At 58.6% G+C, this 23741-nt stretch carries 23 protein-coding genes and 3 tRNA genes; 13 read left to right on the forward strand and 13 right to left on the reverse strand.

The window, feature by feature from the left end; translation table 11 throughout:
• Positions 1-4 precede the first annotated feature (4 nt).
• Positions 5-1330 (reverse strand): amino-acid N-acetyltransferase, encoded by a 1326-nt coding sequence (gene argA / locus ACEQFP_RS02950; protein WP_005282851.1) that lies wholly within the window; start codon positions 1328-1330, stop codon positions 5-7.
• A gap of 236 nt (positions 1331-1566) precedes the next feature.
• Between argA and amiC the strand changes: the two genes are divergently transcribed.
• Entirely contained in the window at positions 1567-2829 is a 1263-nt protein-coding gene (gene amiC / locus ACEQFP_RS02955) for an N-acetylmuramoyl-L-alanine amidase AmiC (protein WP_005282852.1), read from the forward strand.
• A gap of 125 nt (positions 2830-2954) precedes the next feature.
• Here the strand turns inward: amiC and ACEQFP_RS02960 are convergent.
• The 3 genes from ACEQFP_RS02960 to ACEQFP_RS02970 form a co-directional block, all read right to left on the reverse strand.
• A tRNA-Met gene (locus ACEQFP_RS02960) sits at positions 2955-3031 on the reverse strand.
• A 41-nt stretch (positions 3032-3072) separates the two neighbouring features.
• Positions 3073-3149: transfer RNA gene (locus tag ACEQFP_RS02965), tRNA-Met, on the reverse strand.
• A 41-nt stretch (positions 3150-3190) separates the two neighbouring features.
• Positions 3191-3267: transfer RNA gene (locus ACEQFP_RS02970), tRNA-Met, on the reverse strand.
• 223 nt (positions 3268-3490) lie between these two features.
• Between ACEQFP_RS02970 and mltA the strand changes: the two genes are divergently transcribed.
• Together mltA and tcdA are read left to right on the forward strand one after the other, a co-directional pair.
• On the forward strand, positions 3491-4642 hold the full coding sequence (gene mltA, locus ACEQFP_RS02975) for a murein transglycosylase A (RefSeq protein ID WP_370546942.1): 1152 nt from the start codon (positions 3491-3493) through the stop codon (positions 4640-4642).
• 96 nt (positions 4643-4738) lie between these two features.
• Entirely contained in the window at positions 4739-5560 is an 822-nt protein-coding gene (tcdA, locus tag ACEQFP_RS02980; protein ID WP_005282855.1) for a tRNA cyclic N6-threonylcarbamoyladenosine(37) synthase TcdA, read from the forward strand.
• Here the strand turns inward: tcdA and csdE are convergent.
• Together csdE and csdA are read right to left on the reverse strand one after the other, a co-directional pair.
• Positions 5530-5985, reverse strand: coding sequence for a cysteine desulfurase sulfur acceptor subunit CsdE (gene csdE, locus ACEQFP_RS02985; protein ID WP_370546941.1), 456 nt, complete (start codon positions 5983-5985; stop codon positions 5530-5532). The genes tcdA and csdE overlap by 31 nt on opposite strands.
• Complete coding sequence (csdA, locus tag ACEQFP_RS02990) at positions 5982-7190, reverse strand: cysteine desulfurase CsdA (protein ID WP_370546940.1); 1209 nt, start codon at positions 7188-7190, stop codon at positions 5982-5984. Before csdA ends, csdE begins: the two co-directional genes overlap by 4 nt.
• A 174-nt stretch (positions 7191-7364) precedes the next feature.
• On the opposite strand from csdA, the gene ACEQFP_RS02995 reads away from it, so the two are divergent.
• The 4 genes from ACEQFP_RS02995 to rlmM are packed head-to-tail and all read left to right on the forward strand — an operon-like array spanning position 7365 to position 10185.
• Complete coding sequence (locus ACEQFP_RS02995) at positions 7365-7703, forward strand: hypothetical protein (protein ID WP_005294946.1); 339 nt, start codon at positions 7365-7367, stop codon at positions 7701-7703.
• 16 nt (positions 7704-7719) lie between these two features.
• Positions 7720-8667 (forward strand): transcriptional regulator GcvA, encoded by a 948-nt coding sequence (locus ACEQFP_RS03000; protein WP_005282864.1) that lies wholly within the window; start codon positions 7720-7722, stop codon positions 8665-8667.
• Positions 8668-8678: 11 nt separating this feature from the next.
• Positions 8679-9074: a DUF423 domain-containing protein gene (locus tag ACEQFP_RS03005; protein ID WP_005294949.1), complete on the forward strand. Its 396-nt coding sequence runs from the start codon at positions 8679-8681 to the stop codon at positions 9072-9074.
• Positions 9067-10185: a 23S rRNA (cytidine(2498)-2'-O)-methyltransferase RlmM gene (rlmM, locus tag ACEQFP_RS03010; protein ID WP_005282870.1), complete on the forward strand. Its 1119-nt coding sequence runs from the start codon at positions 9067-9069 to the stop codon at positions 10183-10185. The genes ACEQFP_RS03005 and rlmM overlap by 8 nt, the downstream gene beginning before the upstream one ends.
• Before the next feature lie 49 nt (positions 10186-10234).
• Here the strand turns inward: rlmM and xni are convergent, their stop codons facing one another.
• The 3 genes from xni to queF form a co-directional block, all read right to left on the reverse strand.
• Positions 10235-10999: a flap endonuclease Xni gene (xni, locus tag ACEQFP_RS03015; protein ID WP_005282873.1), complete on the reverse strand. Its 765-nt coding sequence runs from the start codon at positions 10997-10999 to the stop codon at positions 10235-10237.
• A gap of 54 nt (positions 11000-11053) precedes the next feature.
• Positions 11054-12418, reverse strand: coding sequence for a nucleotide 5'-monophosphate nucleosidase PpnN (ppnN, locus tag ACEQFP_RS03020; RefSeq protein ID WP_005294951.1), 1365 nt, complete (start codon positions 12416-12418; stop codon positions 11054-11056).
• A gap of 180 nt (positions 12419-12598) precedes the next feature.
• Entirely contained in the window at positions 12599-13444 is an 846-nt protein-coding gene (gene queF, locus ACEQFP_RS03025; protein WP_370546938.1) for an NADPH-dependent 7-cyano-7-deazaguanine reductase QueF, read from the reverse strand.
• Positions 13445-13562: 118 nt separating this feature from the next.
• Here queF and syd point away from each other — a divergent pair, with 118 nt between their 5' ends.
• The 4 genes from syd (at position 13563) to ACEQFP_RS03045 (ending at position 16519) form a co-directional block, all read left to right on the forward strand.
• The gene (gene syd / locus ACEQFP_RS03030) at positions 13563-14117 is read left to right on the forward strand and encodes a SecY-interacting protein (protein WP_005282883.1); all 555 of its coding nucleotides are present in this window, start codon (positions 13563-13565) and stop codon (positions 14115-14117) included.
• A 669-nt stretch (positions 14118-14786) separates the two neighbouring features.
• Positions 14787-15116: a YqcC family protein gene (locus ACEQFP_RS03035; protein WP_109579182.1), complete on the forward strand. Its 330-nt coding sequence runs from the start codon at positions 14787-14789 to the stop codon at positions 15114-15116.
• Positions 15117-15256: 140 nt separating this feature from the next.
• Positions 15257-16051, forward strand: coding sequence for a tRNA pseudouridine(65) synthase TruC (gene truC / locus ACEQFP_RS03040; RefSeq protein WP_370546937.1), 795 nt, complete (start codon positions 15257-15259; stop codon positions 16049-16051).
• A gap of 15 nt (positions 16052-16066) precedes the next feature.
• Positions 16067-16519 carry a flavodoxin gene (locus ACEQFP_RS03045; RefSeq protein WP_005282892.1) on the forward strand — a complete coding sequence of 151 codons (453 nt, stop codon included), beginning with the start codon at positions 16067-16069 and terminating at the stop codon, positions 16517-16519.
• Between the two features lie 71 nt (positions 16520-16590).
• On the opposite strand, the gene ACEQFP_RS03050 is transcribed toward ACEQFP_RS03045, so the two are convergent.
• From ACEQFP_RS03050 to map, 4 genes are all read right to left on the reverse strand, one after another.
• Positions 16591-16977 (reverse strand): DUF3461 family protein, encoded by a 387-nt coding sequence (locus ACEQFP_RS03050; RefSeq protein WP_005282895.1) that lies wholly within the window; start codon positions 16975-16977, stop codon positions 16591-16593.
• Positions 16978-17204: 227 nt separating this feature from the next.
• Positions 17205-18029: a 2,3,4,5-tetrahydropyridine-2,6-dicarboxylate N-succinyltransferase gene (gene dapD, locus ACEQFP_RS03055; protein WP_005282901.1), complete on the reverse strand. Its 825-nt coding sequence runs from the start codon at positions 18027-18029 to the stop codon at positions 17205-17207.
• A gap of 75 nt (positions 18030-18104) precedes the next feature.
• Positions 18105-20759, reverse strand: a complete 2655-nt coding sequence (gene glnD, locus ACEQFP_RS03060; protein ID WP_005282903.1) for a bifunctional uridylyltransferase/uridylyl-removing protein GlnD — start codon at positions 20757-20759, stop codon at positions 18105-18107.
• Positions 20760-20849: 90 nt separating this feature from the next.
• Positions 20850-21656 (reverse strand): type I methionyl aminopeptidase, encoded by an 807-nt coding sequence (gene map / locus ACEQFP_RS03065; protein WP_005282906.1) that lies wholly within the window; start codon positions 21654-21656, stop codon positions 20850-20852.
• Positions 21657-21993: 337 nt separating this feature from the next.
• Between map and rpsB the strand changes: the two genes are divergently transcribed.
• Positions 21994-22719, forward strand: a complete 726-nt coding sequence (gene rpsB, locus ACEQFP_RS03070) for a 30S ribosomal protein S2 (protein WP_005282909.1) — start codon at positions 21994-21996, stop codon at positions 22717-22719.
• A gap of 162 nt (positions 22720-22881) precedes the next feature.
• Positions 22882-23739, forward strand: coding sequence for a translation elongation factor Ts (tsf, locus tag ACEQFP_RS03075; RefSeq protein ID WP_005282912.1), 858 nt, complete (start codon positions 22882-22884; stop codon positions 23737-23739).
• The last annotated feature ends 2 nt before the right edge of the window (positions 23740-23741 follow it).

Raw genomic sequence — 23741 nt, forward strand, 5'->3', positions numbered from 1 at the left:
TCGGTTACAGTTCGGTCAATAAGATCTTAGAGCGGCGCTGGTAGTTATACAGCGCCTTTTTCTGTTGCGGCAGCAGGTCGACCTCCACCGGACGGAAACCGCGCTCCTGAAACCAATGGATGCTGCGTGTGGTCAGCACAAACAGCTTCTCCAAGCCCATCAGGCGCGCCTGGGCGGTGATGCGTTGCAGTAATTGTTCGCCGCGCGCCGAGTTGCGGTATTCCGGATGTACCGCCACACAGGCCATCTCCCCCATGCGCTCCTGCTCGAAGGGATAGAGGGCGGCGCAGGCGATGGTCATGTTGTCGCGTTCGATCAGGGTGAAACGTTCGATCTCGCGTTCCAACTGCTCGCGTGAACGGCGCACCAGGATCCCCTGTTGCTCCAGCGGACGGATCAGCGCCAAGATGCCGCCGATATCGTTGATATTGGCGCGGCGGATCTGCTCGGCGCTCTCCATCACGATCTGGGTGCCGATCCCGTCGCGAGAGAATAACTCTTGCAACAGGGCGCCGTCCTCCCGATAGCTGATGAGATGGCTACGCCGTACTCCGCTCCGGCAGGCGTTGATCGCGCCGCGTAGGAAACGCGCCTCCCCCTCGCCTGCCAACCCCTCACGCTCCAGTACGGCGATGCGCTGCTCTGCCTGGTTGGGCAGCAGTTCAGAGAGAATGACGCCGTCGTCGTCGCGTACCCCTTGTTCGGCACAGAAACCGATCAGTTTCTCCGCGCGTAGCTTAATCGCCAGATGGGTGGCGATCTCCTCACTGGTAAGATTAAAGCTCTCGCCAGTGACCGAGACCGCCACCGGCCCGAGCAACACGATGGCGCCGGCATCCAGCTGATTGCGCAGGGCGGCCTCATCGATGCGACGGATGCGCCCGCTGTGGCAATAGTCGACGCCATCATCCACCCCCAGCGGCTGTGCGATGACGAAGTTGCCGCTGACGACGTTAATATGCGCGCCGGCCAGCGGCGTATTGTTGAGGCTCATCGATAGGCGGGCGGTGATGTCCAGTTGGAGTTGACCGGCGGCCTGCTTGACCAGCTCCAGGGTACGCGCATCGGTGACCCGAGTCTGTTTATGGTAGCGGGCCGGCTGATGTTGCTGCTGGAGCAACGCATCGATCTGGGGGCGGGCGCCATACACCACCACCAGGCGGATGCCGAGACTATGCAGCAGTGCGATGTCGTTGATGATACCGGCGAAGTTATCGTCGGCGATCGCCTCCCCACTCAGCATGATGACGAACGTCTTGCCATGGTGAGCGTTGATATAGGGTACAGAGTGGCGAAACCCCTGAACCAGTTCGGTGCTGCGCTCCTTCATGCTGCTTCCTTTTTGAATTTTTATTCGAATAAAGTGTATTTTTATTCTGTTACTGTACAAAAGGCAAGCGGCAAATGGTCGTCATAGTGTGGATGGCGCGGAGCGAGGACATAGATTGTTAAATTCTCGCCGGGATTTTCTGATGACATCCCTGGAGGGTTTCGCTAAAGTTTCGCCGGTCTTTTCCCGGCGCAGGGGTGCCGGAGCGGTGTTGTAGCGTGATTCCTTGGGGTTACATGACAGATTCCAACCATAGCCTAACGCGTCGTCGCCTGTTGCAGGCCGCGGCGGCCACTTGGTTTCTCAGCGTGAGTCGCGTCGGTTTTGCCGCGGCGGCGCAGGTTATCGCCGTGCGGGTATGGCCGTCGTCGACCTATACCCGTGTGACGCTGGAGTCGAGCCAGCCGCTGAAGTATAAGCAGTTTGCCCTCAGCAACCCCGATCGTATCGTGGTCGATATCCAGGGCGTTCATCTCAACAGTGTGCTTAAGGGCATTGGCCACCAGGTTCAGGGCGGCGATCCCTATCTGAAGCATGCGCGAGTGGGGCAGTTCGATCAGGATACCGTGCGCTTGGTGCTGGAGTTGAAGCAGAACATCAGCCCGAAGGTGTTTACCCTCGCACCATTCGCCGAGTTTAAAAATCGTCTGGTGGTCGATCTCTATCCCGCCGCCGGATCGTCCGCCGCCCGTACGGAGGATGAGGACGATCCCCTGCTGGCCTTGTTGGAAGATTACAACAAGGGCGATCTGGAACGCACCCTACCTAAGGCGGGTCCACAGAAGGGGAAGGCGGGGCGTGATCGCCCGATCATCATCATGCTTGACCCTGGCCATGGCGGCGAAGATCCCGGAGCCATCGGCAAGAGCCGTACGCGCGAGAAGGATATCGTGCTGAAGATCGCCCACCGTCTCAGCGCGCTGATCAAACGTCAGCCTAACATGCGGGTCTATATGACACGCTACGAAGATGTCTTCATCCCCCTCAAGGTGCGGGTCGCCAAAGCGCGCAAGCAGCGTGCCGATCTGTTCGTCTCTATCCATGCCGACGCCTTTACCAGTCGGACGGTACGCGGCTCATCGGTCTTCGCCTTATCGACTAAGGGGGCGACCAGCGCCGCGGCACGTTATCTGGCGCAGACCCAGAACGAGTCGGATGAGATTGGTGGGGTAAGCCGCAGCGGCGATCAATATTTGGACCATACCATATTCGATCTGATGCAGACCGCGACCATCAATGATAGCCTGAAGTTTGGGCGTGAGGTGTTGAATCGTTTGGGTAAGGTTAACAAGCTGCATAAGAATCGCGTCGATCAGGCCGGTTTCGCGGTGCTGAAGGCGCCCGATATCCCCTCGATCCTGGTGGAGACGGCGTTTATCAGCAACGTAGAAGAGGAGCGGCGTCTGCGTACCAGCGCCTTTCAGCAGCAGGTTGCCGAGGCGATCCTGGCCGGGATTAAGGCTTACTTCGCGAATGGCGGACAACTGGCGAAGCGTTAGCGTTGACGATGGGGTGTCACCCAAGGGGCGCGTCAGATAGGTAACGAGAAATCGGAGCCGTGAGAGGTGGCGAACGCCAGATGCAAAAAAACACCCATAAGGGTGTTGATTGATGCTGACGGAATTGGTTGCGGGGGCCGGATTTGAACCGACGACCTTCGGGTTATGAGCCCGACGAGCTACCAGGCTGCTCCACCCCGCGTCCGTCATACTACTATCATATTGTTGCGCTGCGTATCGAATTGGTTGCGGGGGCCGGATTTGAACCGACGACCTTCGGGTTATGAGCCCGACGAGCTACCAGGCTGCTCCACCCCGCGTCCGTCATACTACTATCATATTTTTTCGCTGCGCATCGGATTGGTTGCGGGGGCCGGATTTGAACCGACGACCTTCGGGTTATGAGCCCGACGAGCTACCAGGCTGCTCCACCCCGCGTCCGATGAGGGCGAATAATACACGCCATCTGACGGGATGCAAGAATTTTTTGACAAACCTCACCAATTAGCCCGCCATTCGCCTGAATATCAGGCGTATTGGCTTAATTTCATCCATATCATAGCGTGGCGTGATTTTTTTATTTCCTTCAATTCCTTTCAGGATAGGGGTTTGTTATGGTGCGCCAGTGGTAATCGAGCGACACGGAGCAAGAAGGCGAGAGATGAAAGGGCGTTGGGGAAAATACGCAGTATGTGGGTTAGTGGTGGCGCTGATGGCGGGATGTTCCTCCCGGCCGACGGATCGGGGCCAACAGTATAAGGATGGTACCCTCAGCCAGCCGCTGGAGCTGGTTAATCATCCGAATGCGAAGGGAAAACCGGTCAATGGTAAGGATTTCGTCGAGCAGGTCGATGCCATCCGCCAGGCTTCGCCTTCACTCTATACGCGCCATGTTGACAATTTCGAGGCGGTCACCGAATGGCTGATGGCGGGTGCCGATACGCGCAAACTGGCGCAGTTTGGTCTCAACGCCTACCAGATGGAGGGCGTCGATAACTTCGGTAACGTACAGTTCACCGGTTACTACACCCCGGTCGTCGAGGCGCGCAAGACGCCGCAGGGGGCATTTCAATACCCGTTATACCGTATGCCGCATAAACGTGGCCGCCTGCCAGCCCGCTCGGCGATCTACGACGGCGCCCTGGATAACCGCAACTTGGAGATTGCCTACAGCAACTCGCTGATGGATAACTTCATGATGGAGGTGCAGGGGAGCGGTTATGTCGACTACGGCGATGGTCAGCCGCTGACATTCTTCGGTTATGCCGGTAAGAATGGCCATGCCTACCGTAGTATCGGTAAGGTATTGATCGATCGTGGTGAGGTGGCAAAGGCCGATATGTCGATGCAGGCGATCCGTCAATGGGCGGACAACCACAGTCGATCCGAGGTTCGTGAGCTGTTAGAGCAGAACCCCTCCTTTGTCTTCTTCAAACCGGAACAGTTTGCCCCGGTAAAAGGCGCTAGCGGGGTGCCGTTGGTGGCGCGCGCCTCTGTCGCCTCTGATCGCTCGCTGATCCCGGCCGGTTCGATCCTGCTTGCCGAGGTACCGCTGTTGAACCAGCAAGGTAAATTTACCGGTCACTACCAGATGCGACTGATGGTCGCGCTGGATGTCGGCGGCGCCATTAAGGGGCAGCACTTCGATATCTATCAAGGCATCGGGCCAGAGGCTGGGCACTGGGCCGGTTACTATAACCACTATGGCCGTGTCTGGCTGCTGAAGACGCCGCAGAGCGGCGCTCCGCTCTTTAACGCCTACCATCCTCAGCCTGCTCACCACGGTGATGGGCAGATGTTGGTGCATAACTGAGGTTTGCATCGTGTTAACGGGGGGCGTCGCCCCCTTTTGTTTTTTTCTCCATCCCCTATACTGCCCGGCAGTTTTCATGCTTTGAGGGAGCCGCCCATGACCACACCATTTTCTGACGCCTACTGGCAACGCTTCAGTGGGATTGCCCGGCTGTATGGCCGCCCGGCCTTGGAGACCTTTGCCAACGCTCACTTCTGTGTCATCGGCTTAGGCGGGGTGGGCTCTTGGGCTGTTGAGGCATTGGCTCGCAGCGGGATCGGTGCCTTGACCTTGGTCGATATGGATGATGTCTGTGTGACCAACACCAACCGTCAGATCCAGGCGTTACGCAGCACCGTCGGGCAGCCGAAGGGCGAGGCGTTAGCCGCGCGTATTCGTGAGATCAATCCGGAGTGCCGGGTGACCTGCGTGGATGATTTCATCACCTCGGAGAATGTCGCGACGATCCTTGCGCCCTCTTTCGACTATGTGATCGATGCCATCGATAGCGTCCGTCCCAAGGCGGCGCTGCTGGCCTACTGCCGTCGCAATAAGATCCCCGTGGTAAGCACCGGCGGCGCCGGCGGTCAGATTGACCCGACTTGTATCACGGTCGCCGATCTGGCGAAGACCATTCAGGATCCGTTGGCGGCGAAGGTGCGTGAGCGCCTGAAGGCGGATCATCGCATCGTTAAAAACAGCAAGGGAAAGTTGGGCATCGACTGTGTCTTCTCCAGTGAGGCGCTGGTCTACCCACAAGCGGATGGTAGCGTCTGCGCCCAACGGAGCACCGCCGAGGGACCGAAACGCATGGATTGTAGCGCGGGCTTCGGTTCGGTGACCATGGTGACCGCCAGCTTTGGCTTCGTAGCGGTCTCCCATGCGTTGAAGAAGCTGCTGGCACGCGCTCAGCGTAGGGCTTCATCCCCCAGCATATAACGTCGAGCAATGGCTTGAACGCCCTGCGACAGGGCATTCAAGCCGCTGCTGCGCGAGGCGCTGAGCTGCGCCATAATGTCGAGCTCGGCAAACAGCGCCAAGGGATCGTTGGCTAACACCTGGGCCGGCGTCTTCCCCTCCACCGCCGTTAACAGAATCGCCAACAATCCCTTGACGATGCGTCCTTCGCTATCGCCGTAGAAATGCAGCGTGCCATCCTCCAGCAGCTCACCCTCTAGCCAGACACGATTTTCACATCCCGCCAGCTCCGCCTGCTGAGCGCGTAGCGCCGCGTCTAACGGTGGTAGCTCGCGCGCCAGCATGATCAATTGGCGGTAGCGATCCTCCCATTGGCTAAGCGGAGCGAAACGCTGCTGGAGCATCTGCGTGGTGATCTGGCGACCAAAGGGATGGGGGGCCTTCATAGCGGATCCTCATTAAGTAGTGAGACGGCTCGCGTGACGGCCTGTAGCAATGCCTGCACGTCGTCCGGGGTATTATAGGGGGCGAAGGAGGCGCGTAGTGTGCCGCTGACGCCCAACGCCTGCATCAGCGGCGCGGCACAGTGGGCTCCACTACGTAGCGCGACGCCCTGCTCGGCGATCAGGGTCGCGAGATCGCTGTGATGGATACCGGCGAAATTGAATGCCAATAGTGGGCTGCCGGGGGCTCGGTAGCTGATGAAACCAGGCAATGTGCCCAGCGCCGCTTCGGCCTGCTGCGCCAGTTGTCGGCAATGCTGTTCGGCAGCTTGACGATCGCAGCCCGCTAACCAGTCGAGGACAGCGGCGAAGCCGATTACCCCAGCAATGTTGGGCGTGCCGGCCTCGAAGCGATGCGGGACGGCTTGCTCGGTAAAGCCGCTAAAGTCGGCGTGGGTCAGCATCTTGCCGCCGCCCTGCCAGGCGTGCATGTCGTTGAGTAGGGAGCGTTTGCCATACAGCACGCCTAACCCGCAGGGGCCATATAGCTTGTGGGCCGAAAATGCGTAGAAGTCGATATCGGTGGTGTGGACGTCCAGAGGGTGATGGACGACACCCTGTGCGCCATCGATCAGTACCACACAGCCGTGAGCGTGGGCTTGGGCGATGGCCGACGCCAGATCCGGGCAACCGCCGGTGACGTTAGACATTTGTCCCAGCGCCAGCAGTCGAGTGCGCGGGCTGAGCAAGGTAGGCAGTTGCGCCAGATCGGGCAGACCGCGCGTATCCACCGGCAGCTTGACGACGCGGGCCTGGCACTGCTCGGCGACCATCAGCCAAGGGATCAGATTGGCATGGTGCTCGGCCTCACTGACCAGGATCTCGTCGCCGGGTCGCAGGCGCGGCCGCAGGTAGCTTTGTGCCACCAGGTTGATCGATTCGGTTGCCCCCTTGCTCCAGACGATTTCGTGCGCCTCGGCGCCGATCAACGTCGCGACCTGTTGCCGGGCCTGTTCGAAGCGCTCGGTCAGGCGGCGGGCCGCGGCGTGTTGGCTGCGGTGGACCGTCGCGCCCTCTGCGGCGTAATAGTGTTGTAGGGCCTCCAGCAGCACGCGCGGCTTCAGCGCGGTGGCCGCGCTGTCGAGATAGACCCCCTCTGTTTCCAGGGCAGGGAAGTCGCGGCGCAAGGCCATAAAGTCAAAGGTCATGGGCAGGATCTCAGTAATTCGGCGCGAAAAGGGCGGTGGATCGCCTTGCCAGGATTAACAGGATTAATCCGAGAGCAGGCTCACATTTGGTGCCACTTCTGCGGCGTGGCGCAGCGCGCGGGGCCTCAATGGCCGGCATTTTAAACCGAGGGGCGGCGATGATGAAGCGATTCTGTGGGCTTTTGTCCCAGCGATAGCGGAAAAAAAAGCACCGCAATAGGCGGTGCTACTAAATCACTATGGACAGACAGGGTAAATGTACAGGAAGTGAAAAACGGCAGGGCTTACGCCACCGCCATGTCTGATAACGCGTCAGACAACTTGCAAACACAACATCACAACCACAAAGCCAAAAGCATTCCTGAAACGATTCATTCCTGCTTTTTCGTTCCGGCTTGGGAAGTTGCCGCCACTATAGGTATTTGCTGGTCTATCCTCAACGGACAAATTATAATGGCTCGGATAAAAAAAACTAATATGTTGCAAATTGGTTGGCAAATAGTAACTATTTGATAATAAGCGATCCCATATGTCAAAACGATTACCGCCTCTGAATGCGTTGCGCGTCTTTGATGCCGCCGCACGCCACCTCAGTTTTACCAAGGCGGCCGAGGAGCTGTTTGTGACGCAGGCCGCGGTCAGCCACCAGATCAAATCCTTGGAGGATTTCCTCGGGCTGAAACTATTCCGCCGGCGCAACCGCTCGTTGCTATTGACGGAGGAGGGACAGAGCTATTACTTGGATATTAAGGAGATCTTCTCGGCATTGAATGAGGCAACGCGTAAGTTACAGGCGCGGAGTGCCAAGGGGGCGCTGACGGTCAGCCTGCCACCCAGCTTTGCCATCCAGTGGCTGGTGCCTCGCTTGTCCGGTTTTAACAGCGCCTATCCCGGTATCGATGTGCGCATTCAGGCGGTCGATCGGGAGGAGGGGAAGCTGGCGGACGATGTCGACGTGGCGATTTTTTATGGCCGGGGACACTGGCCGGGGCTACGGGTCGAGCGGTTATATGCCGAGTATCTGATGCCGGTCTGTTCGCCGCAGTTGCTGCTGGGGGAACATCCGCTAAAGGATCCGACCGATCTGGCTTATCATACGCTGCTGCACGATACCTCTCGGCGTGATTGGTTGGCCTATACGCGCCAGCTTGGCTTGCAACACATTAACGTACAGCAGGGGCCGATCTTCAGCCATAGCGCCATGGTGGTTCAAGCCGCCGTACATGGCCAGGGGATTGCGTTGGTCAATAATGTGATGGCGCAGACGGAGATCGAGGCCGGACGTTTAGTCTGCCCGTTTAACGACGTGCTGATCAGCAAGAATGCCTTTTATCTGGTTTGTCAGGACGCACAGGCGGATTTGGGTAAAATAGCCGCCTTCCGTCAGTGGATATTGGCCAGAGCCGCCGGGGAGCAGGAGAAGTTCCGCTTCCGTTATGAATCCGAGGGCGCGGGTGTGCGCCAAGAGAAAGCGTAAAGGGTTGTGTAATGGGTAGTCGCTCCATGATCATGTTCGCCGCGATTAGCGGTTTTATCTTTGTGGCATTGGGCGCATTTGGCGCCCATGTGTTGGGAAATACGCTGGGCGTCAAAGAGATGGCCTGGTTACACACCGGTCTCCAGTATCAGGCGGTACATACGCTGGCGATCTTGGGGTTGGCGGCGTTGATGATGCGTCGCAGTAATCTGTGGTTCTATTGGAGCAGTGCGCTGTTGGCATTGGGGACCGTGCTGTTTAGCGGCAGTCTCTATTGCCTAGCGCTGTCGCAGTTAAAGATATGGGTATATATCACACCGATCGGCGGCACCTGCTTCCTGATCGGCTGGGTATTGATGTTGATTGGCGCGTTGCGCATGGGAAAGAGGGCGGAACGCCATGAATAGACTTGCTTTGTATTGCCGTCCCGGCTTTGAAAAAGAGTGTGCCGCCGAGATCACCGATAAGGCGGCGGCCTTGGAAGTATACGGTTTCGCGCGGGTCAAGGAGAACAGCGGCTATGTGCTGTTCGAATGCTATCAGCCCGAGGAGGCCGATAAGCTGGCGCGTAGCTTGCCATTTCGCGAGCTGATCTTTGCCCGTCAGATGCTGGTGGTGGGCGAGTTGCTCAAAGATCTGCCGCCGGAGGATCGCATCGCGCCGATCTGCGGCATGCTGCTGGGGGTTGTCGAGGGGGCCGGTGAACTCCGCGTCGAGGTGCCGGATACCAACGAAAGCAAGGAGCTGATGAAGTTCTGCCGTAAGTTTACCGTGCCGCTGCGTGCCGCGTTGCGTGAACAGCGCACCCTATTGCGTCAGGAGAATCCTCATCGCCCGGTGGTGCATGTGTTATTTATCGCTCCAGGCTGTTGCTATGTCGGCTACTCCTACAGCAATAATAACTCACCGTTCTATATGGGTATTCCGCGTCTGAAATTCCCGGCCGATGCGCCCAGCCGCTCCACCCTCAAGTTGGAGGAGGCGCTCCATATCTTTATTCCACGCGATGAGTGGGATGAGCGTCTGGCGAGTGGTATGCGGGCCGTCGATCTCGGTGCCTGTCCGGGGGGCTGGACCTATCAGTTGGTGCGACGCAGCATGATGGTACAGGCCATCGATAACGGCCCGATGGCGCCGAGCCTGATGGAGACCGGCCAGGTGACTCATCACCGCGCCGACGGTTTCCGTTTCACCCCGGAGGGGGATAACGACTGGCTGGTGTGCGACATGGTCGAGAAACCGGCCAAGGTGTCGGCGTTGATGGCGCGCTGGTTGGTTAACGGGTGGTGCCGTGAGGCAATCTTTAACCTCAAGCTGCCGATGAAGAAGCGCTATGAAGAGGTGAGCCATAACCTGGCGAATCTGGCGCAAGCGCTGAAGGAGAGCGGTATCAACGCGCAGATTGCCGCCAAACAGCTGTATCACGATCGTGAAGAGGTGACGGTACATGTACGGCGCATCTGGGGCGCGATCCCTGGGCGACGCGATGAGCGTGAATTCCGTCGTAACGAACGCTAGCGCTACCATTCTCCTCGAGGCCGCCACCGTTGGGTGACGGCCTCTCCGCTCAACTCCCCGTTGTACCGAGGCGTAGCTGTTGCAGATTACCGTGTAGGCTGAGCGTGGTTTGCAGTGTAGCGACCCGGCGACAGGTCTCGGCCATTTCCCGTTGCGCCTCCAGGCGGTGACGCCAGCGCTCCGCGACCTGTGGCAAGTGCTGGTAGATCGCCTCCAGCGAGCCGAACTCGGCCAGCAGCGCGGCGGCAGTCTTGGCGCCGATACCCGCGACGCCGGGGATCTTGCTGCTGCTGATCCCCGCCAGTCCCCAGAAATCGGTTAATTGTTGAGGTTCGACGCCGAACTCCTGACGCACGAAGGGCAGATCCAGCCAGCGTTTTTGAAAGTAGTCACGGATTTGGATCTGCGGCGAGAGCAGTTGGCAGTAGCCCTTATCCGTCGAGACGATGGTGACACGATGACCGCTCCGCGCCACCTTATCGGCCAGCGTGGCGGCCAGATCATCCGCCTCATTACCGGGACTCTGCCAGCAGGCGACGCCCAATGCGGCGAAGGCGGCGCGTAAGGCATCCATCTCTGCGACCAGCGAGTCTGGCATCGCCTGGCGTCCGGCCTTATACGTGGGCAACAACCGATGGCGCCAACTGTCGGCGCGATCATCGTCATCAAACACGGCGACGGCGTGGCTGGGGGTCGTATGGCCCAGCAGTTGGCGTAAGGCCGCGCAGCAGGCCTCGTGGCAAGGAGAGCCTTGTACCGCGTGGATGCGGCGGATGAGATTGAGGGCGTCGACGATCAACAGGTGGATGGACATAGGCGTAGAACCGGATTGATGGGGCGGCGTGCCGCCCCTGATGAGAGGGCTGACTCAGCGCACGATTTCATAGCAGGGCACATAGGCCGAGCCGGGGAGTTTCATGCGCTGCTGGGTGACGAAGCCCTGTAGCAGGCGATCCATGTGCTGCATCATCTGTGCATCGCCATGCAGCTTAAATGGCCCATGCTCGGCGATGGCACGGATACCGCCCTCTTTGACGTTACCGGCGACGATGCCGGAGAAGGCGCGGCGTAGCGCGGCGGCCAACTGCTCCGGTGACTGGTTGGGATGCAGGTTTAGATTCGCCATATTCTCGTGGGTCGGCATGAAGGGCATCTGCAGGTCGGCGCTGATCTTCAGCGACCAGTTGAAGCTGTAGAAGTCGCCACTCTGACGCCGGTTCTCTTTCACGCGTGGCATGGCAAACTTCATGCGCCGCGCCACCTCAGCCGCATCGCCGATGATGATTTGATAGTGGCGGCGCGCGGTTTCACCCAAGGTATTGACGATGAAGTCATCCAATACTCGGAAGTAGTCGGCACTCTCCTCCGGGCCGGTCAGGATCAACGGCAAGACCTGATCGCGGTTTTCCGGATCCATCAGGATCCCCAACAGGTAGAGCAACTCCTCCGCCGTTCCCACCCCGCCGGGGAAGATGATGATGCCGTGGCCGAAGCGGACGAAGGCCTCCAGACGTTTCTCGATGTCCGGCATGATGATCAGCTCATTCACCAGCGGGTTGGGGGGTTCGGCGGCGATGATCGACGGCTCGGTCATACCGATGAAGCGTCCCTCATGGTAACGCTGTTGTGCGTGGCCGACGGCGGCCCCCTTCATCGGCGCCTCCATGGCACCGGGTCCGCAGCCGGTGCAGACGTTCAGTTCGCGTAGCCCCAGTTGGTTACCGACCTGGCGGCCATACTGGTACTCGATCTCACTGATGGCGTGGCCGCCCCAGCAGACGATCATGTTAGGCTCATCGCCGACATGCAAAGCCCGGGCGTTGCGCAGTATCGAGAACACCAGGTTGGTGATGATGGTCGGATTTTCCAGATCCACGTGCTGGGTGCGCTGGACGTTCATCAGCTGACCGTTGACGAACAGGATGTCGCGCAACACCGCAAATAAGTTAGCCTGCAAGGCGCGGATGAGGCGCCCATCGACGAAGGCCTCTTCCGGTGGATTGACCAGCTCTAATTTGACGCCACGTTCACGGCGCAGCACGTTGATATCAAAGGATTCAAAGCGAGACAGCAGCTCGTTGCTGTTATCGGTCTTGGCGCCGGAGTTAAGCACGGCAAGGGAGCAGTTACGAAATAGACGGTACAGATCGCTGCTGGCGGTACGCTTCAGCATATCCACTTCCATCTGCGATAGCAGATCCATCGATCCCAACGGGCTGATGTGTGTAATCAAAGTCTCTCCTAGGCATCGAAACGATGCGGTTACCGTGCCGCTAGACGCGGCCCAATCCTCAGCGCTGGACGGCGTGAGGCCGAGCGTGCCGCCGATTTTTTTACCTTACCGCGCGTTTCGCCGTTTTACCAATGCTAGCGGGAAAAAAGACACGCAGAATCAAAGGCTCTCCGCAATTATTTATTGCCGAGCCAAACGTCCGCGTGGCGGCTGGAAGGGGACGTTGCTGCGCCACGGATTAATATCTAGCCCACCCCGTCGGGTATAGCGAGCGTAGACGGTCAGCGCTTGTGGCTGGCAGAAGCGTTGAATATCGTTAAAAATCCGCTCGACGCACTGCTCGTGAAACTCGTTGTGGTGGCGGAAGGAGACCAGATAACGCAGCAAGGCCTCGCGATCGATGGCGCCGCCGCGGTAGCGGATCATCAGTGAACCCCAGTCCGGCTGATGGGTGATCAGACAGTTGGATTTTAGCAGGTGGCTGACCAGCGTCTCGTCGACCTGACGAGCGGGATCGGCGGCATTGGCCAGCAGCGAGGCATCGAAGCAGTAGTGGTCGATGGTGATCGGCTGATCATCAATGCAGACGCCCGGCAGGCCGGCAATCGGCTGGCCTTCGACCTGGTCCAGACGTTGTAGGGTGACTTGTACGCCGCCCTGTGCGCAGTGAGCCAGGTCATGCTGCAGGGTGCGTTGTACGCTCTGCCAGTCGGCGAAACGGGTCTGATTGAAGCTGTTGAGATACAGTTTAAAGCTCTTCGACTCGATCAAATTGGCGCTGTAGGCATCCAATTCGACCTCCGCCAGGGCGACCTGCGGCAAGCCGTTGGCATTCAGCCAAGAGAGTTCGTACAGGGTCCAGATATCGGCACCGTGGAACGGCAGGGCGTCGGGATACAAGCCAAGCGGTTCACGGTTCATGCTGCGAGGGACGGCCTGCAACAGCGTGGCGTCGTACTGGTCGTGGTATTCGGTGGCTTTGCCCAGGGTGAGGGCGGACAATGCCGGGTTCTCTTGGTATGACATACGGTTAACCTGTCGATGAAAGCGGCTGTGCACAGGGCGACAGCAGGGTACAATGGGCGACCGGCAGCGAGGCCGGCCATCGCGGATCACAGTTTACCATCACCGAGAGAGAGAACATATGGAGCATCAGGTTTCCGCCGCTCTGGGCGACTTTACCCAGCGTTACCTGGCGTTATGGCGCCAGCAGCACGGCGATTGGCCGAGCAGTCATGCACTGTACGGCATCCCATCGCCCTGTGTGGTGTATAGCCGCGATGCCTGTGTATTCTGGCGCCCCGAACCGGGGAGCCAAGATGAGCTGGCGGGGATTGGTCGAGCGTTAGATATCTGCCTGCACCCCGATCTGGCCCCATTCTTCACCACCCAGTACGCCGGCGATATGCGCGCGTGTTGGCAGGAGGTCGAGATGGATCTGGTGCAGGTGTGGAGCGCGGACGATCTGCAGCGTTTACAGGAGAATCAGATCGGTCATCTGGTTACCCAGCGGCGCCTGAAGCTGTCACCGACCCTGTTTTTAGCCAGCACGGCGGATGAGCTGAGTCTCGTGACGTTGTGTAATCTGAGCGGTAATGTGTTGTTGGAACAGTTTGGTAGTCCGCAGCGGCGGGTATTGGCGCCGACGTTGGCTGAGTTCCTGGCGGGATTGCAACCGTTGGCGCAAGAGGTAGGGTAACGCCTTATCCGCGTGTGAGAGATCTCTTACACGCACTGTAAGAGATCTCGTTTTATTTTCCGATTGTTTTCCAAAGCCTGCGGGTAAAGTCGATAGTTATCATGAGATTAATGTTTATATATTATCTAAGTACCACATATGTAAGACAATATCCCCATTGCGAAACATGCTGAAATCGGCGAAAGTAATCCCATCGAAAGGGAAGTCGCCAGGATGTCAGGACACATTAGGATGATGTTGTCTCAGGATGAGGCGAGGACCCGCCCAGGATGGGCGATAACGGATGTACCGCAGGATGCCGGTCAGGATATTTCAGGATGAAATAAGGGACACCTCCAGGAAGGAGAGTGAGAGTCGGTTCGGATGACCGATGTGTCAGGATGACTGAAGGATCTCGCCAGGGTGGCGAAGGGACGCAGGCAAAGGAGTGTCCGGTAAAGGAACGCCGTTAGGAAAAGTTTTCAAGGATGAGCAGGGAGCACGTTGTGTAGCGGGACTGCTATAAAACGAATCGGGGGGTATCGCTGAGCGGTACCTCCCTCTCTTTATTGTCTTATTGTCGCCTATTCTTCGCTTATTGTTGTCCGTTCTCCGCGCGGCCATTTCGGCGCCGCGTCGTCGGTGGTATGCTGCGCGCCTTTTCTTCCCCGCTTGTTGAGAGAGTCCGTGATGAGTGATTACGCCATCGTACACACCCACCTACACCAGATCGAAAGTCAGTTGCGTGCGCTCGCCTTGTGGCAGGCGCAGGCACCGAGTGCCGAGGCGCTCGCCAGCCAAGAGCCGTTTTGCGTCGATACCCTCGAGGCGAGTGAATGGCTGCAATGGATCTTTTTGCCGCGCATGCAGGCACTGGTACGTAATCGCGCGCCGCTACCACGCCGTATGGCGATCGCACCTTACCTTGAAATGGCCTATCAGCACGATCTGGTGCGTGTCGCACCGTTGTTAGAGGCGTTGCAACGCCTGGATGCCCACCTGGGCGGTGAGTCGTCGTAAGCGGCCGAGGGCGTACATGCGCGATTGCCTATGGCTCGGGTGTGCGTCGCACGTTGTCGCTGTCGTGTGCGGGGTGCCGATTGTGGTATCGGCGGATTATGCGCTAAGGTGCGCGTTTTTTCTTTTTGTCGGGTAGCGGGATGGAAATTATTTATCAGGATGAGCATCTGGTGGCGATCAACAAGCCTGCCGGGTGGTTAGTGCATCGCAGTTGGCTGGATCGCAAGGAAAAGGTGGTGGTGATGCAGGCGGTGCGCGATCAACTCGGGCGCCATGTGTATACCGTGCATCGTCTGGATCGTCCGACCTCTGGCGTGTTGCTGATGGGGCTATCGAGCGAGGTGGCTCGCGCCTTGGCGCAACAGTTCGAGCAGCACCAGATCCATAAGGTCTATCACGCGGTGGTACGCGGTTATCTGCAAGGTGAGGCGTTACTCGATTACCCTCTAACGCCCGAGTTGGATAAGATCGCCGACCGTTTCCGCTCCGCCGAGCGTGGCCCGCAGCCTGCGCAAACCCACTATCGTGGCGTGGCGACGGCGGAGGTGCCCTTGGCGATTGGGCGTTATCCGACCGCCCGCTTTAGCCTGGTGGAGTTGACCCCCCAGACTGGGCGCAAGCATCAACTCCGTCGCCATATGGCGCATCTGCGTCATCCGATCATCGGCGATACTGCCCACGGCGATTTGCGCCAGAACCGTGGCGTAGCCGCCCACTTCGGTACAGCCGGTTTAATGCTACACGCCAGTGAGTTGCAACTGACGCATCCGGTAACGGGCGAGGCGCTGTGTCTGCGGGCTGGGCTGGATGGGCGCTGGCAGACGCTAATGGCTGGATTGGGCTGGCAGGACTATCTCCCTGAACTTGATCGGGTTGAGTTTACGCCCGATTGCCCTCAGGATAGAGCCGAGACAGACACCGACCAAGAGGCCTGAAATAAGGAGTAGGCGATGGCGCAAGTGGGTATTTTTGTAGGCACCGTATACGGTAACGCCTTGATGGTGGCGGAAGAGGCGCAAGCCATTCTGCAGCAGTTGGGCCATACGGTCGCCCTCTTTGAGGAGGGGACGCTGAGCGATTGGCAGAATTATGCCGACCAGCATGTGCTGGTGGTGACTTCGACCACTGGGCAGGGCGATCTGCCGGATACGCTGGCGCCGTTGTTCAGTGCGCTGCGCGATAGCCTCGGCGAGCAGCGTGCGTTGCGTTATGGGGTGATCGCCTTAGGCGATCGTGGATTTACCCACTTCTGTGGCGCCGGGCATCGGGTCGATAGCCTGTTGCAGGAGCAGGGCGCGACGCGCCTCGGTGAGGTGCTGGAAGTCGATGCGCAGAGTACGCCGGAACCGGAAGCTGTGACCTCACCGTGGGTGAGCGAATGGGCTCGTCGGTTGGTGGCGTGATGACGCCGCATCGCGGCGACATGGCGGGCAGAATCGGCGGCGCTTACCCATCGGCAGCGCCGCTTCGCCCGTTACTTCCCGGCCAGTTTTTCTAAGTCGGCCTCGATCTCGGCGATCTTGTTGGCCACGACACTCTCCAGATGGCGCAGATCGTCGAGGATCTTGCGCTTCAGATCCTCCTCCTGACGATCGCGCAGGCATAGGCGATCCAGCTCTTCGATCACATAACGTAGATTGGGGCTGATCTCGCTGATTTCACGCATGCCCTGACTGTCATTATCGCTCAGTACGGTCTTGCGCTGACGCGGGTACTTAAACTTGACGCTTTTGGCAAAGAACTCGCCCTTATCTTTGCGAAAGTAGATCTTCAGAATGTCGTTGTTGGCCTCCTGACGCAGACTATAGCGGTCGATCTCTTCCGGTTGGGTGATCCCCAGACTTTTCAGGTTGTCATACATAGCGGCACCTTTAATGCGTTACGTGAAATAATGCGTGCGGTGAGTCTGCATTCCCTCCGCCCCGGCACAGGAGCAGGGCGCGGGGAATGAAAACCGTTGACCGCCGGGTGTTGCCCTTTCTTAGCCTAGCGACTATTCGTGAAAAAAATGTGTTCTGTGTGCCGTTATGCGCGCTCTCCCGCACTATGCCTCGGAGAGGGGCGGGAATTTCCCGCCCAGGTGTGCGCTTAGTCGATGGTGCGTAGCAGCTCGTTGATGCCGACCTTGCCGCGAGTCTTGGCGTCAACCTTCTTGACGATGACCGCACAGTACAGGCTGTAGGCGCCGTTCTTGGCAGGCAGGTTACCGGAGACCACCACCGAGCCTGCCGGGACGCGACCATAGTGGATCTCGCCGGTTTCACGATCGTAGATCTTGGTGCTTTGACCGATGAATACGCCCATCGAGATCACCGATCCCTCCTCGACGATCACCCCTTCGACCACTTCCGAACGGGCACCGATGAAGCAGTTGTCTTCGATAATGGTCGGGTTAGCCTGCAGCGGCTCTAACACGCCACCGATGCCGACGCCGCCGGAAAGATGGACGTTCTTACCGATCTGCGCACAGGAGCCGACGGTGGCCCAGGTATCGACCATGGTACCCTCATCGACATAGGCGCCGATGTTGACATAGGAGGGCATCAGCACGGTGTTACGGGCGATATAGGCCCCCTGGCGCACCGAAGCCGGCGGCACGACGCGGAAGCCTTCGCGTTGGAAGCGGGCCTCATCGTAGTCGGCAAACTTCATCGGTACCTTGTCGTAGAAGCGGGTTTCGGCCCCTTCCATCAGGCGGTTATCGTTGATGCGGAATGAGAGCAGTACCGCCTTCTTCAGCCACTGGTGGGTGACCCATTCGCCGTTGATCTTCTCGGCAACGCGCAGAGCGCCGCTGTCGAGCAGCGCGATAACTTGTTCGACGGCTGAACGGGTAAGTGTGTCGGCGTTAGCCGGGGTGATCTCCGCACGGCGTTCAAAGGCATTCTCAATTAACGTCTGTAACTGCTGCATCCTATCTATTTTCCCCTCGTGAGATGAATCCGCCTGCCACACCCGCCGGGCAGGCGAGGCAGGTAAGCAAAAAACTTACTCTTTATCGGCGCTAAGCAGGGTTTCTGTCAACCGTTGCGCCAACTCATGCTGCATTTCAGGCGTTAATGCGCGCCGTTCGCCATCGGCCAGAATAAACAGATCCTCGACCCGTTCGCCGATGGTGGTTATGCGTGCGCCGTGCAGCGAGAGTCCCATTTCGGCGAAGATCTCGCCGATGCGCGCCAGGAGTCCGGGGCGGTCGAGCGCCACCAGCTCCATATAGCTGCGTCGAGTATTATGTGCCGGTAGGAAGCTGACCGCCGTCGGGACGGTGAAGTGGCGCAGCCGCGCCGAGGCGTGACGAACGCGTGGCGGCTGGTAACTCGCTTGGGTGAGCGCCTGCTCCAGCGCGCGTCGGATGGTAGAGTGCCGATCGAGCGCCAGCGGGCTACCGTCTGGCTCCAGTACCACGAAGGTATCCATGGCATAGTTGTCGCGATTGGTAAAGATTTGCGCGTCATGCACGCTGAGATTGCGTCGATCTAACTCGCCAGCAACGGCGGCGAACAGGTAGGGACGGTCGGGACTGTAGATGAAAATCTCGGTACCGCCCCGGCTGGCGTGTTGACTGACAAGCACCAGGGGCCCGCCGCCGTCGTGGTGCAGGAGATGGCGGGCATGCCAGGCCAATTGGTTCGGCGTATGGCGCAGGAAGTAATCGGCGCGGCAGCGGCTCCAGATGCGCATCAGCTTCGGCTCATCGATGTTGTCCATGCGTAGCAACGCCAAGGCCTGTAGGCGATGGTGCTGTACCCGTTCGCGCATGTCTGGGCTGCTGTGTGTACCACGACGCAGCTGTTTCTCGCTGGCGAAGAACAGTTCACGTAGCAGGCTCTGTTTCCAGCTGTTCCACAGGTTCTCGTTGGTGGCGCAGATATCGGCCACCGTGAGGCACAGCAGGTAGCGGAGCCGAGTCTCGCTGTGTACTTCGGCACAGAAGTGGCGGATCACTTCGGGATCCTGGATGTCGCGTCGCTGGGCGGTAACCGACATCAACAGGTGGCAACGTACCAGCCAGGCGACCAGTTGCGTTTCGCGCGTGTTTAACCCGTGTAGACGGGCGAACTCCAACACATCCTCGGCACCGAGTAGGGAATGGTCGCCGCCGCGCCCCTTGGCGATGTCGTGGAATAGGGCGGCGAGCAGCAAGAGCTCGGGCTGGGGGAGGCGAGGGTAGAGCTCGACGCACAGAGGATGGCGCTGGCGATTATCGTGGTCGGCGAAGCTCTCCAACTTGAGCAGGAGGCGCATGGTGTGCTCGTCCACGGTGTAGGCGTGGAACAGATCGAACTGCATCTGGCCGACGATGTTGCCCCACTGCGGCATATAGGCCCACAGCACGCTGTGGTGATGCATCGGCAGTAACGCCCGATGGACTGCGCCGGGATGACGCAGGATGGCCATAAACAGATTACGCGCCTCGGGCAGCGCGCACAGTGGCTGTGTCAGATGCCGGCGCGCGTAGCGTAGCTGACGTAGGGTGGTGGAGTAGATCCCGCTGATCTCTGGATTACGCGCCATGGCATAGAACAACCGGAGGATGATCACCGGATCGTGGCTGAAGGTGTCCGGATCGCGTAGATCGATCAGCGTGCCGCGCAGCTGGAAGTAATCGTCGAGGAGGCGTGGCTTCTCATGGGTATGCAACGCCAAGATCGCCTCATCGAAGAGTTGCAATAGCATTTGGTTCAACTCCCGCACTCGTCGGGTCATGCGGTAGAACGCCTTCATCATTTGCTCGATCGGTTGGTTACCCTCCCCGTGATAACCGAGCAGGTGAGCCACGCTGAGTTGGCGATCGAACAGTAGGCGATTGTCGTAGCGGTTAACCACCAGATGGAGGGCGAAGCGGATACGCCACAGGAAGCTGCGGCACTCGTTCAGTTCGTCGGCCTCGGCCTCTGTCAGGAAACCGAAGCCGACCATCTCATCGAAGGAGGTGGCGCCGAAGTGGCGGTGAGCGACCCACAGCAGGGTATGGATATCCCGGAGCCCCCCCGGGCTGGCCTTGATATCGGGCTCCAGATTATAGCTGGTGCCGTGATAGCGCTGGTGGCGCTCGCGCTGCTCATCCAGTTTGGCGTGGAAGAAGCGTGGTGAGGGCCAGAAGTCGTCGCTGAACAGGCGTTTTTGCAGTTGGAGAAAGAGGGCGACGTCACCGCAGAGTAGGCGAGATTCGATCAGGTTAGTGGCGACGCTGAGATCCGCCAGCCCCTCGCTCAGGCACTCCTCCAGGGTACGTACGCTATGGCCAACCTCCAGGCGCAGGTCCCATAGCAGGGTGATCAACGCGCCGATACGTTGGGCCAGTGCCTCGTCCGGCGTCGCGTGGGTGAGCACCAGTAGATCGATGTCCGACAGGGGGTGGAGCTCGCCACGGCCGTAACCGCCGACGGCGATCAGCGCCAGGCCGGGGTGATGATCGCAGCCATAATGACGCCAGAGACGCACTAATAGGCGATCGAGGTAGTGGGTACGCGCCGCGACCAGTGACTCGGCACTTTCCCCACGCAGGAAGGCATCATGCAGCCATTGGCGTAGCTGCTCCATCTGAGGTTTCAGGCCGGCGCAGTTTAACGCGTCGGCGGGCAGGGCATCCGGCGAGACGGGCGGTAGGGCCTCCGGTGCGCCGTGCGGTAACTCGGCCATAGGCACTCCATCAATAAAAAAGCCGGCATTAAGCCGGCCTGCGTTATCGGTGTGCGGCGCAAAACGGCGCCCGCGGGGCGGGACGCCCCCTTACTGGGCACTCATGTCGTGGGTGATGACCCGCGGCAGATCGTGTTCTTCGGCGCGCAACGTCAAGATTTCACAGCCGTCGTCGGTAACCACGATAGTATGTTCATACTGTGCGGACAAGCTGCGATCCTTGGTTTTTACCGTCCAGCCATCTTTCATCAAGCGGATACGGTAATCACCGGCATTGACCATCGGCTCGATGGTGAAGGTCATGCCCGGCTGGAGCACGACGCCGCCGTCGTCGGCATCGTAATGTAGTACTTGTGGCTCCTCGTGGAACACTTCGCCGATGCCATGACCGCAGTACTCGCGTACGACGGAGAAGCCGTTGCTTTCGACGAACTTCTGGATCGCTTTACCGATGCTGCGCAGCCGAATCCCCGGCTTGACCATCTTCAGGGCCAGATACAGGCTCTCTTGGGCGACGCGGCACAAACGCTCGCCGAGAATGGTCGGTTTGCCGACGATAAACATCTTCGAGGTGTCGCCGTGCCAGCCATCTTTGATCACGGTGACGTCGATGTTGACGATGTCGCCATCCTTGAGCACTTTGTCATCGCTGGGAATACCATGGCACACCACCTCGTTGACGGAGATACAGACCGACTTCGGGTAGCCATGATAGCCCAGACAGGCAGAGATGGCCTGCTGTTGCTGGGTGATATGTGCATCGCATAGGCGATCCAATTCACCGGTGGTGACGCCCGGCACCACGTGCGGGGCGATCATTTCCAGCACCTCGGCGGCCAGGCGGCCAGCGATGCGCATCTTTTCAATGTCTTGTGGGGTTTTCAGTGAAATAGCCATAGGTATTCTGTCCACGGGCGTCGCCGTAGCGACAATGAGAAGCAATGTCTTCTATGGTAACAGCCCCGCCTCGCCCTGCCAAATGGCAGCGAGTGCCGTGGTTCAAAATGCAACAAAAGGTGGAGTCTGACGCGGGTTTATGGTATAAAGCGCGCCGCAGTTCCCGTATGTCTATCAGGCATGCGTAGAGGCTGTAAATCTCACTTTGTGTTATTTGCATAAACAACACACACGTATCGGCACATGTGCCGGGGTGCTGTCGGACGCGTATGCGCACGATGGTCGGCGTCATGGGATACGTGGAGGCATAACCCCAATTTTTAATAGAGGTCTAATCATGGCAACTGTTTCCATGCGCGATATGCTCAAGGCTGGTGTTCACTTCGGTCACCAGACCCGTTACTGGAACCCGAAAATGAAGCCGTTCATCTTCGGTGCTCGTAACAAGGTTCACATCATCAACCTTGAAAAAACCGTACCGATGTTCAACGAAGCTCTGGCTGAGCTGAGCAAGATCGCTTCCCGTAAGGGCAAGATCCTGTTCGTTGGTACCAAGCGCGCAGCAAGCGAAGCGGTAAAAGACGCAGCCCTGAACTGTGATCAGTTCTACGTGAACCATCGCTGGCTGGGCGGCATGCTGACCAACTGGAAAACCGTTCGTCAGTCCATCAAACGTCTGAAAGATCTGGAGACTCAGTCTCAGGATGGCACTTTCGACAAACTGACCAAGAAAGAAGCACTGATGCGTACCCGCGAGCTGGACAAGCTGGAAAACAGCCTGGGTGGTATCAAAGACATGGGCGGTCTGCCGGACGCGCTGTTCGTTATCGATGCCGATCACGAACACATCGCTATCAAAGAAGCCAACAACCTGGGTATCCCGGTATTCTCTATCGTTGATACCAACTCCGATCCGGACGGCGTTGATTTCGTTATCCCGGGTAACGACGACGCCATCCGCGCCGTGACCCTGTACCTGAGCGCTGTGGCTGAAGCCGTACGCGAAGGCCGTTCTCAGGATCTGGCTTCCCAGGCTGAAGAAACCATGGCTGAAGCTGAGTAATAAGGACAGCTCGCAGGAGCCCTTATTAACCAGGTATTCATATGTTGGTTAGGGGGCCTATCATGGCCCCCTTTCTTTGTGGCTCACCCCACGAAGATTCATCTCTAGAACAATCGTCTTGCACAGGGGGCTACCCTGGGTGAGATAACCGAGGAAAATAGAATGGCTGAAATTACCGCCTCCCTGGTAAAAGAACTGCGTGAGCGTACTGGCGCAGGCATGATGGAGTGCAAGAAAGCACTGGTTGAAGCGAACGGCGACATCGAGCTGGCCATCGACAACATGCGTAAATCCGGTCAGGCCAAAGCGGCCAAGAAAGCCGGTCGCGTTGCCGCTGAAGGCGTGATCCTGACCAAGGTTTCCGCTGACGGTAAATACGGCATCATCGTTGAGATGAACTGCGAAACCGACTTCGTGGCTAAAGATGCTGGCTTCAAAGCCTTCGCCGACGAAGTGGCTAACGCCGCGCTGGCTGACAAAATCATCGACATCGACGCGCTGAAAGCGAAGTTCGAAGAACAGCGTACTCAGCTGGTTGCTAAGATCGGTGAAAACATCAACATCCGTCGTGTCTCTGAGCTGAGCGGTGAGCTGCTGGGTACCTACAGCCACGGCGCACGTATCGGCGTTATGGTTGCCGCTACCGGTGCCGACGAAGAGCTGATCAAGCACATCGCCATGCACATCGCTGCCAGCAAGCCGGAATATGTTAAGCCGGAAGATGTACCGGCAGACGTGGTTGCTCACGAGCACCAGATCCAGCTGGACATCGCCATGCAGTCTGGCAAGCCGCGCGAAATCGCCGAGAAGATGGTTGAAGGCCGTATGCGTAAGTTCACCGGTGAAGTTTCTCTGACCGGTCAGAGCTTCGTTATGGATCCGAGCAAGACTGTTGGCCAGCTGCTGAAAGAGCACAACGCTGACGTCACCGGCTTCATTCGCTTCGAAGTGGGCGAAGGCATCGAGAAAGTCGAAAATGACTTCGCAGCCGAAGTGGCCGCGATGTCTAAAGGGGTCTAATC

The organism is Edwardsiella sp. A.80236 (assembly GCF_044540725.1).
GTDB lineage: Bacteria > Pseudomonadota > Gammaproteobacteria > Enterobacterales > Enterobacteriaceae > Edwardsiella > Edwardsiella tarda.

What these genes read in the sequence shown, in the direction of transcription:
- ACEQFP_RS03050 (WP_005282895.1), bottom strand. Translation starts at nt 16,977, where the DNA reads ATGTATGACAACCTGAAAAGTCTGGGGATCACCCAACCGGAAGAGATC.
- amiC (WP_005282852.1), top strand. Translation starts at nt 1,567, where the DNA reads ATGACAGATTCCAACCATAGCCTAACGCGTCGTCGCCTGTTGCAGGCC.
- ACEQFP_RS03005 (WP_005294949.1), top strand. Translation starts at nt 8,679, where the DNA reads ATGGGTAGTCGCTCCATGATCATGTTCGCCGCGATTAGCGGTTTTATC.
- csdE (WP_370546941.1), bottom strand. Translation starts at nt 5,985, where the DNA reads ATGAAGGCCCCCCATCCCTTTGGTCGCCAGATCACCACGCAGATGCTC.
- argA (WP_005282851.1), bottom strand. Translation starts at nt 1,330, where the DNA reads ATGAAGGAGCGCAGCACCGAACTGGTTCAGGGGTTTCGCCACTCTGTA.
- csdA (WP_370546940.1), bottom strand. Translation starts at nt 7,190, where the DNA reads ATGACCTTTGACTTTATGGCCTTGCGCCGCGACTTCCCTGCCCTGGAA.
- rpsB (WP_005282909.1), top strand. Translation starts at nt 21,994, where the DNA reads ATGGCAACTGTTTCCATGCGCGATATGCTCAAGGCTGGTGTTCACTTC.
- rlmM (WP_005282870.1), top strand. Translation starts at nt 9,067, where the DNA reads ATGAATAGACTTGCTTTGTATTGCCGTCCCGGCTTTGAAAAAGAGTGT.
- tcdA (WP_005282855.1), top strand. Translation starts at nt 4,739, where the DNA reads ATGACCACACCATTTTCTGACGCCTACTGGCAACGCTTCAGTGGGATT.
- mltA (WP_370546942.1), top strand. Translation starts at nt 3,491, where the DNA reads ATGAAAGGGCGTTGGGGAAAATACGCAGTATGTGGGTTAGTGGTGGCG.
- ACEQFP_RS03045 (WP_005282892.1), top strand. Translation starts at nt 16,067, where the DNA reads ATGGCGCAAGTGGGTATTTTTGTAGGCACCGTATACGGTAACGCCTTG.
- ACEQFP_RS03000 (WP_005282864.1), top strand. Translation starts at nt 7,720, where the DNA reads ATGTCAAAACGATTACCGCCTCTGAATGCGTTGCGCGTCTTTGATGCC.
- glnD (WP_005282903.1), bottom strand. Translation starts at nt 20,759, where the DNA reads ATGGCCGAGTTACCGCACGGCGCACCGGAGGCCCTACCGCCCGTCTCG.
- xni (WP_005282873.1), bottom strand. Translation starts at nt 10,999, where the DNA reads ATGTCCATCCACCTGTTGATCGTCGACGCCCTCAATCTCATCCGCCGC.
- map (WP_005282906.1), bottom strand. Translation starts at nt 21,656, where the DNA reads ATGGCTATTTCACTGAAAACCCCACAAGACATTGAAAAGATGCGCATC.
- truC (WP_370546937.1), top strand. Translation starts at nt 15,257, where the DNA reads ATGGAAATTATTTATCAGGATGAGCATCTGGTGGCGATCAACAAGCCT.
- syd (WP_005282883.1), top strand. Translation starts at nt 13,563, where the DNA reads ATGGAGCATCAGGTTTCCGCCGCTCTGGGCGACTTTACCCAGCGTTAC.
- ACEQFP_RS03035 (WP_109579182.1), top strand. Translation starts at nt 14,787, where the DNA reads ATGAGTGATTACGCCATCGTACACACCCACCTACACCAGATCGAAAGT.
- queF (WP_370546938.1), bottom strand. Translation starts at nt 13,444, where the DNA reads ATGTCATACCAAGAGAACCCGGCATTGTCCGCCCTCACCCTGGGCAAA.
- dapD (WP_005282901.1), bottom strand. Translation starts at nt 18,029, where the DNA reads ATGCAGCAGTTACAGACGTTAATTGAGAATGCCTTTGAACGCCGTGCG.
- tsf (WP_005282912.1), top strand. Translation starts at nt 22,882, where the DNA reads ATGGCTGAAATTACCGCCTCCCTGGTAAAAGAACTGCGTGAGCGTACT.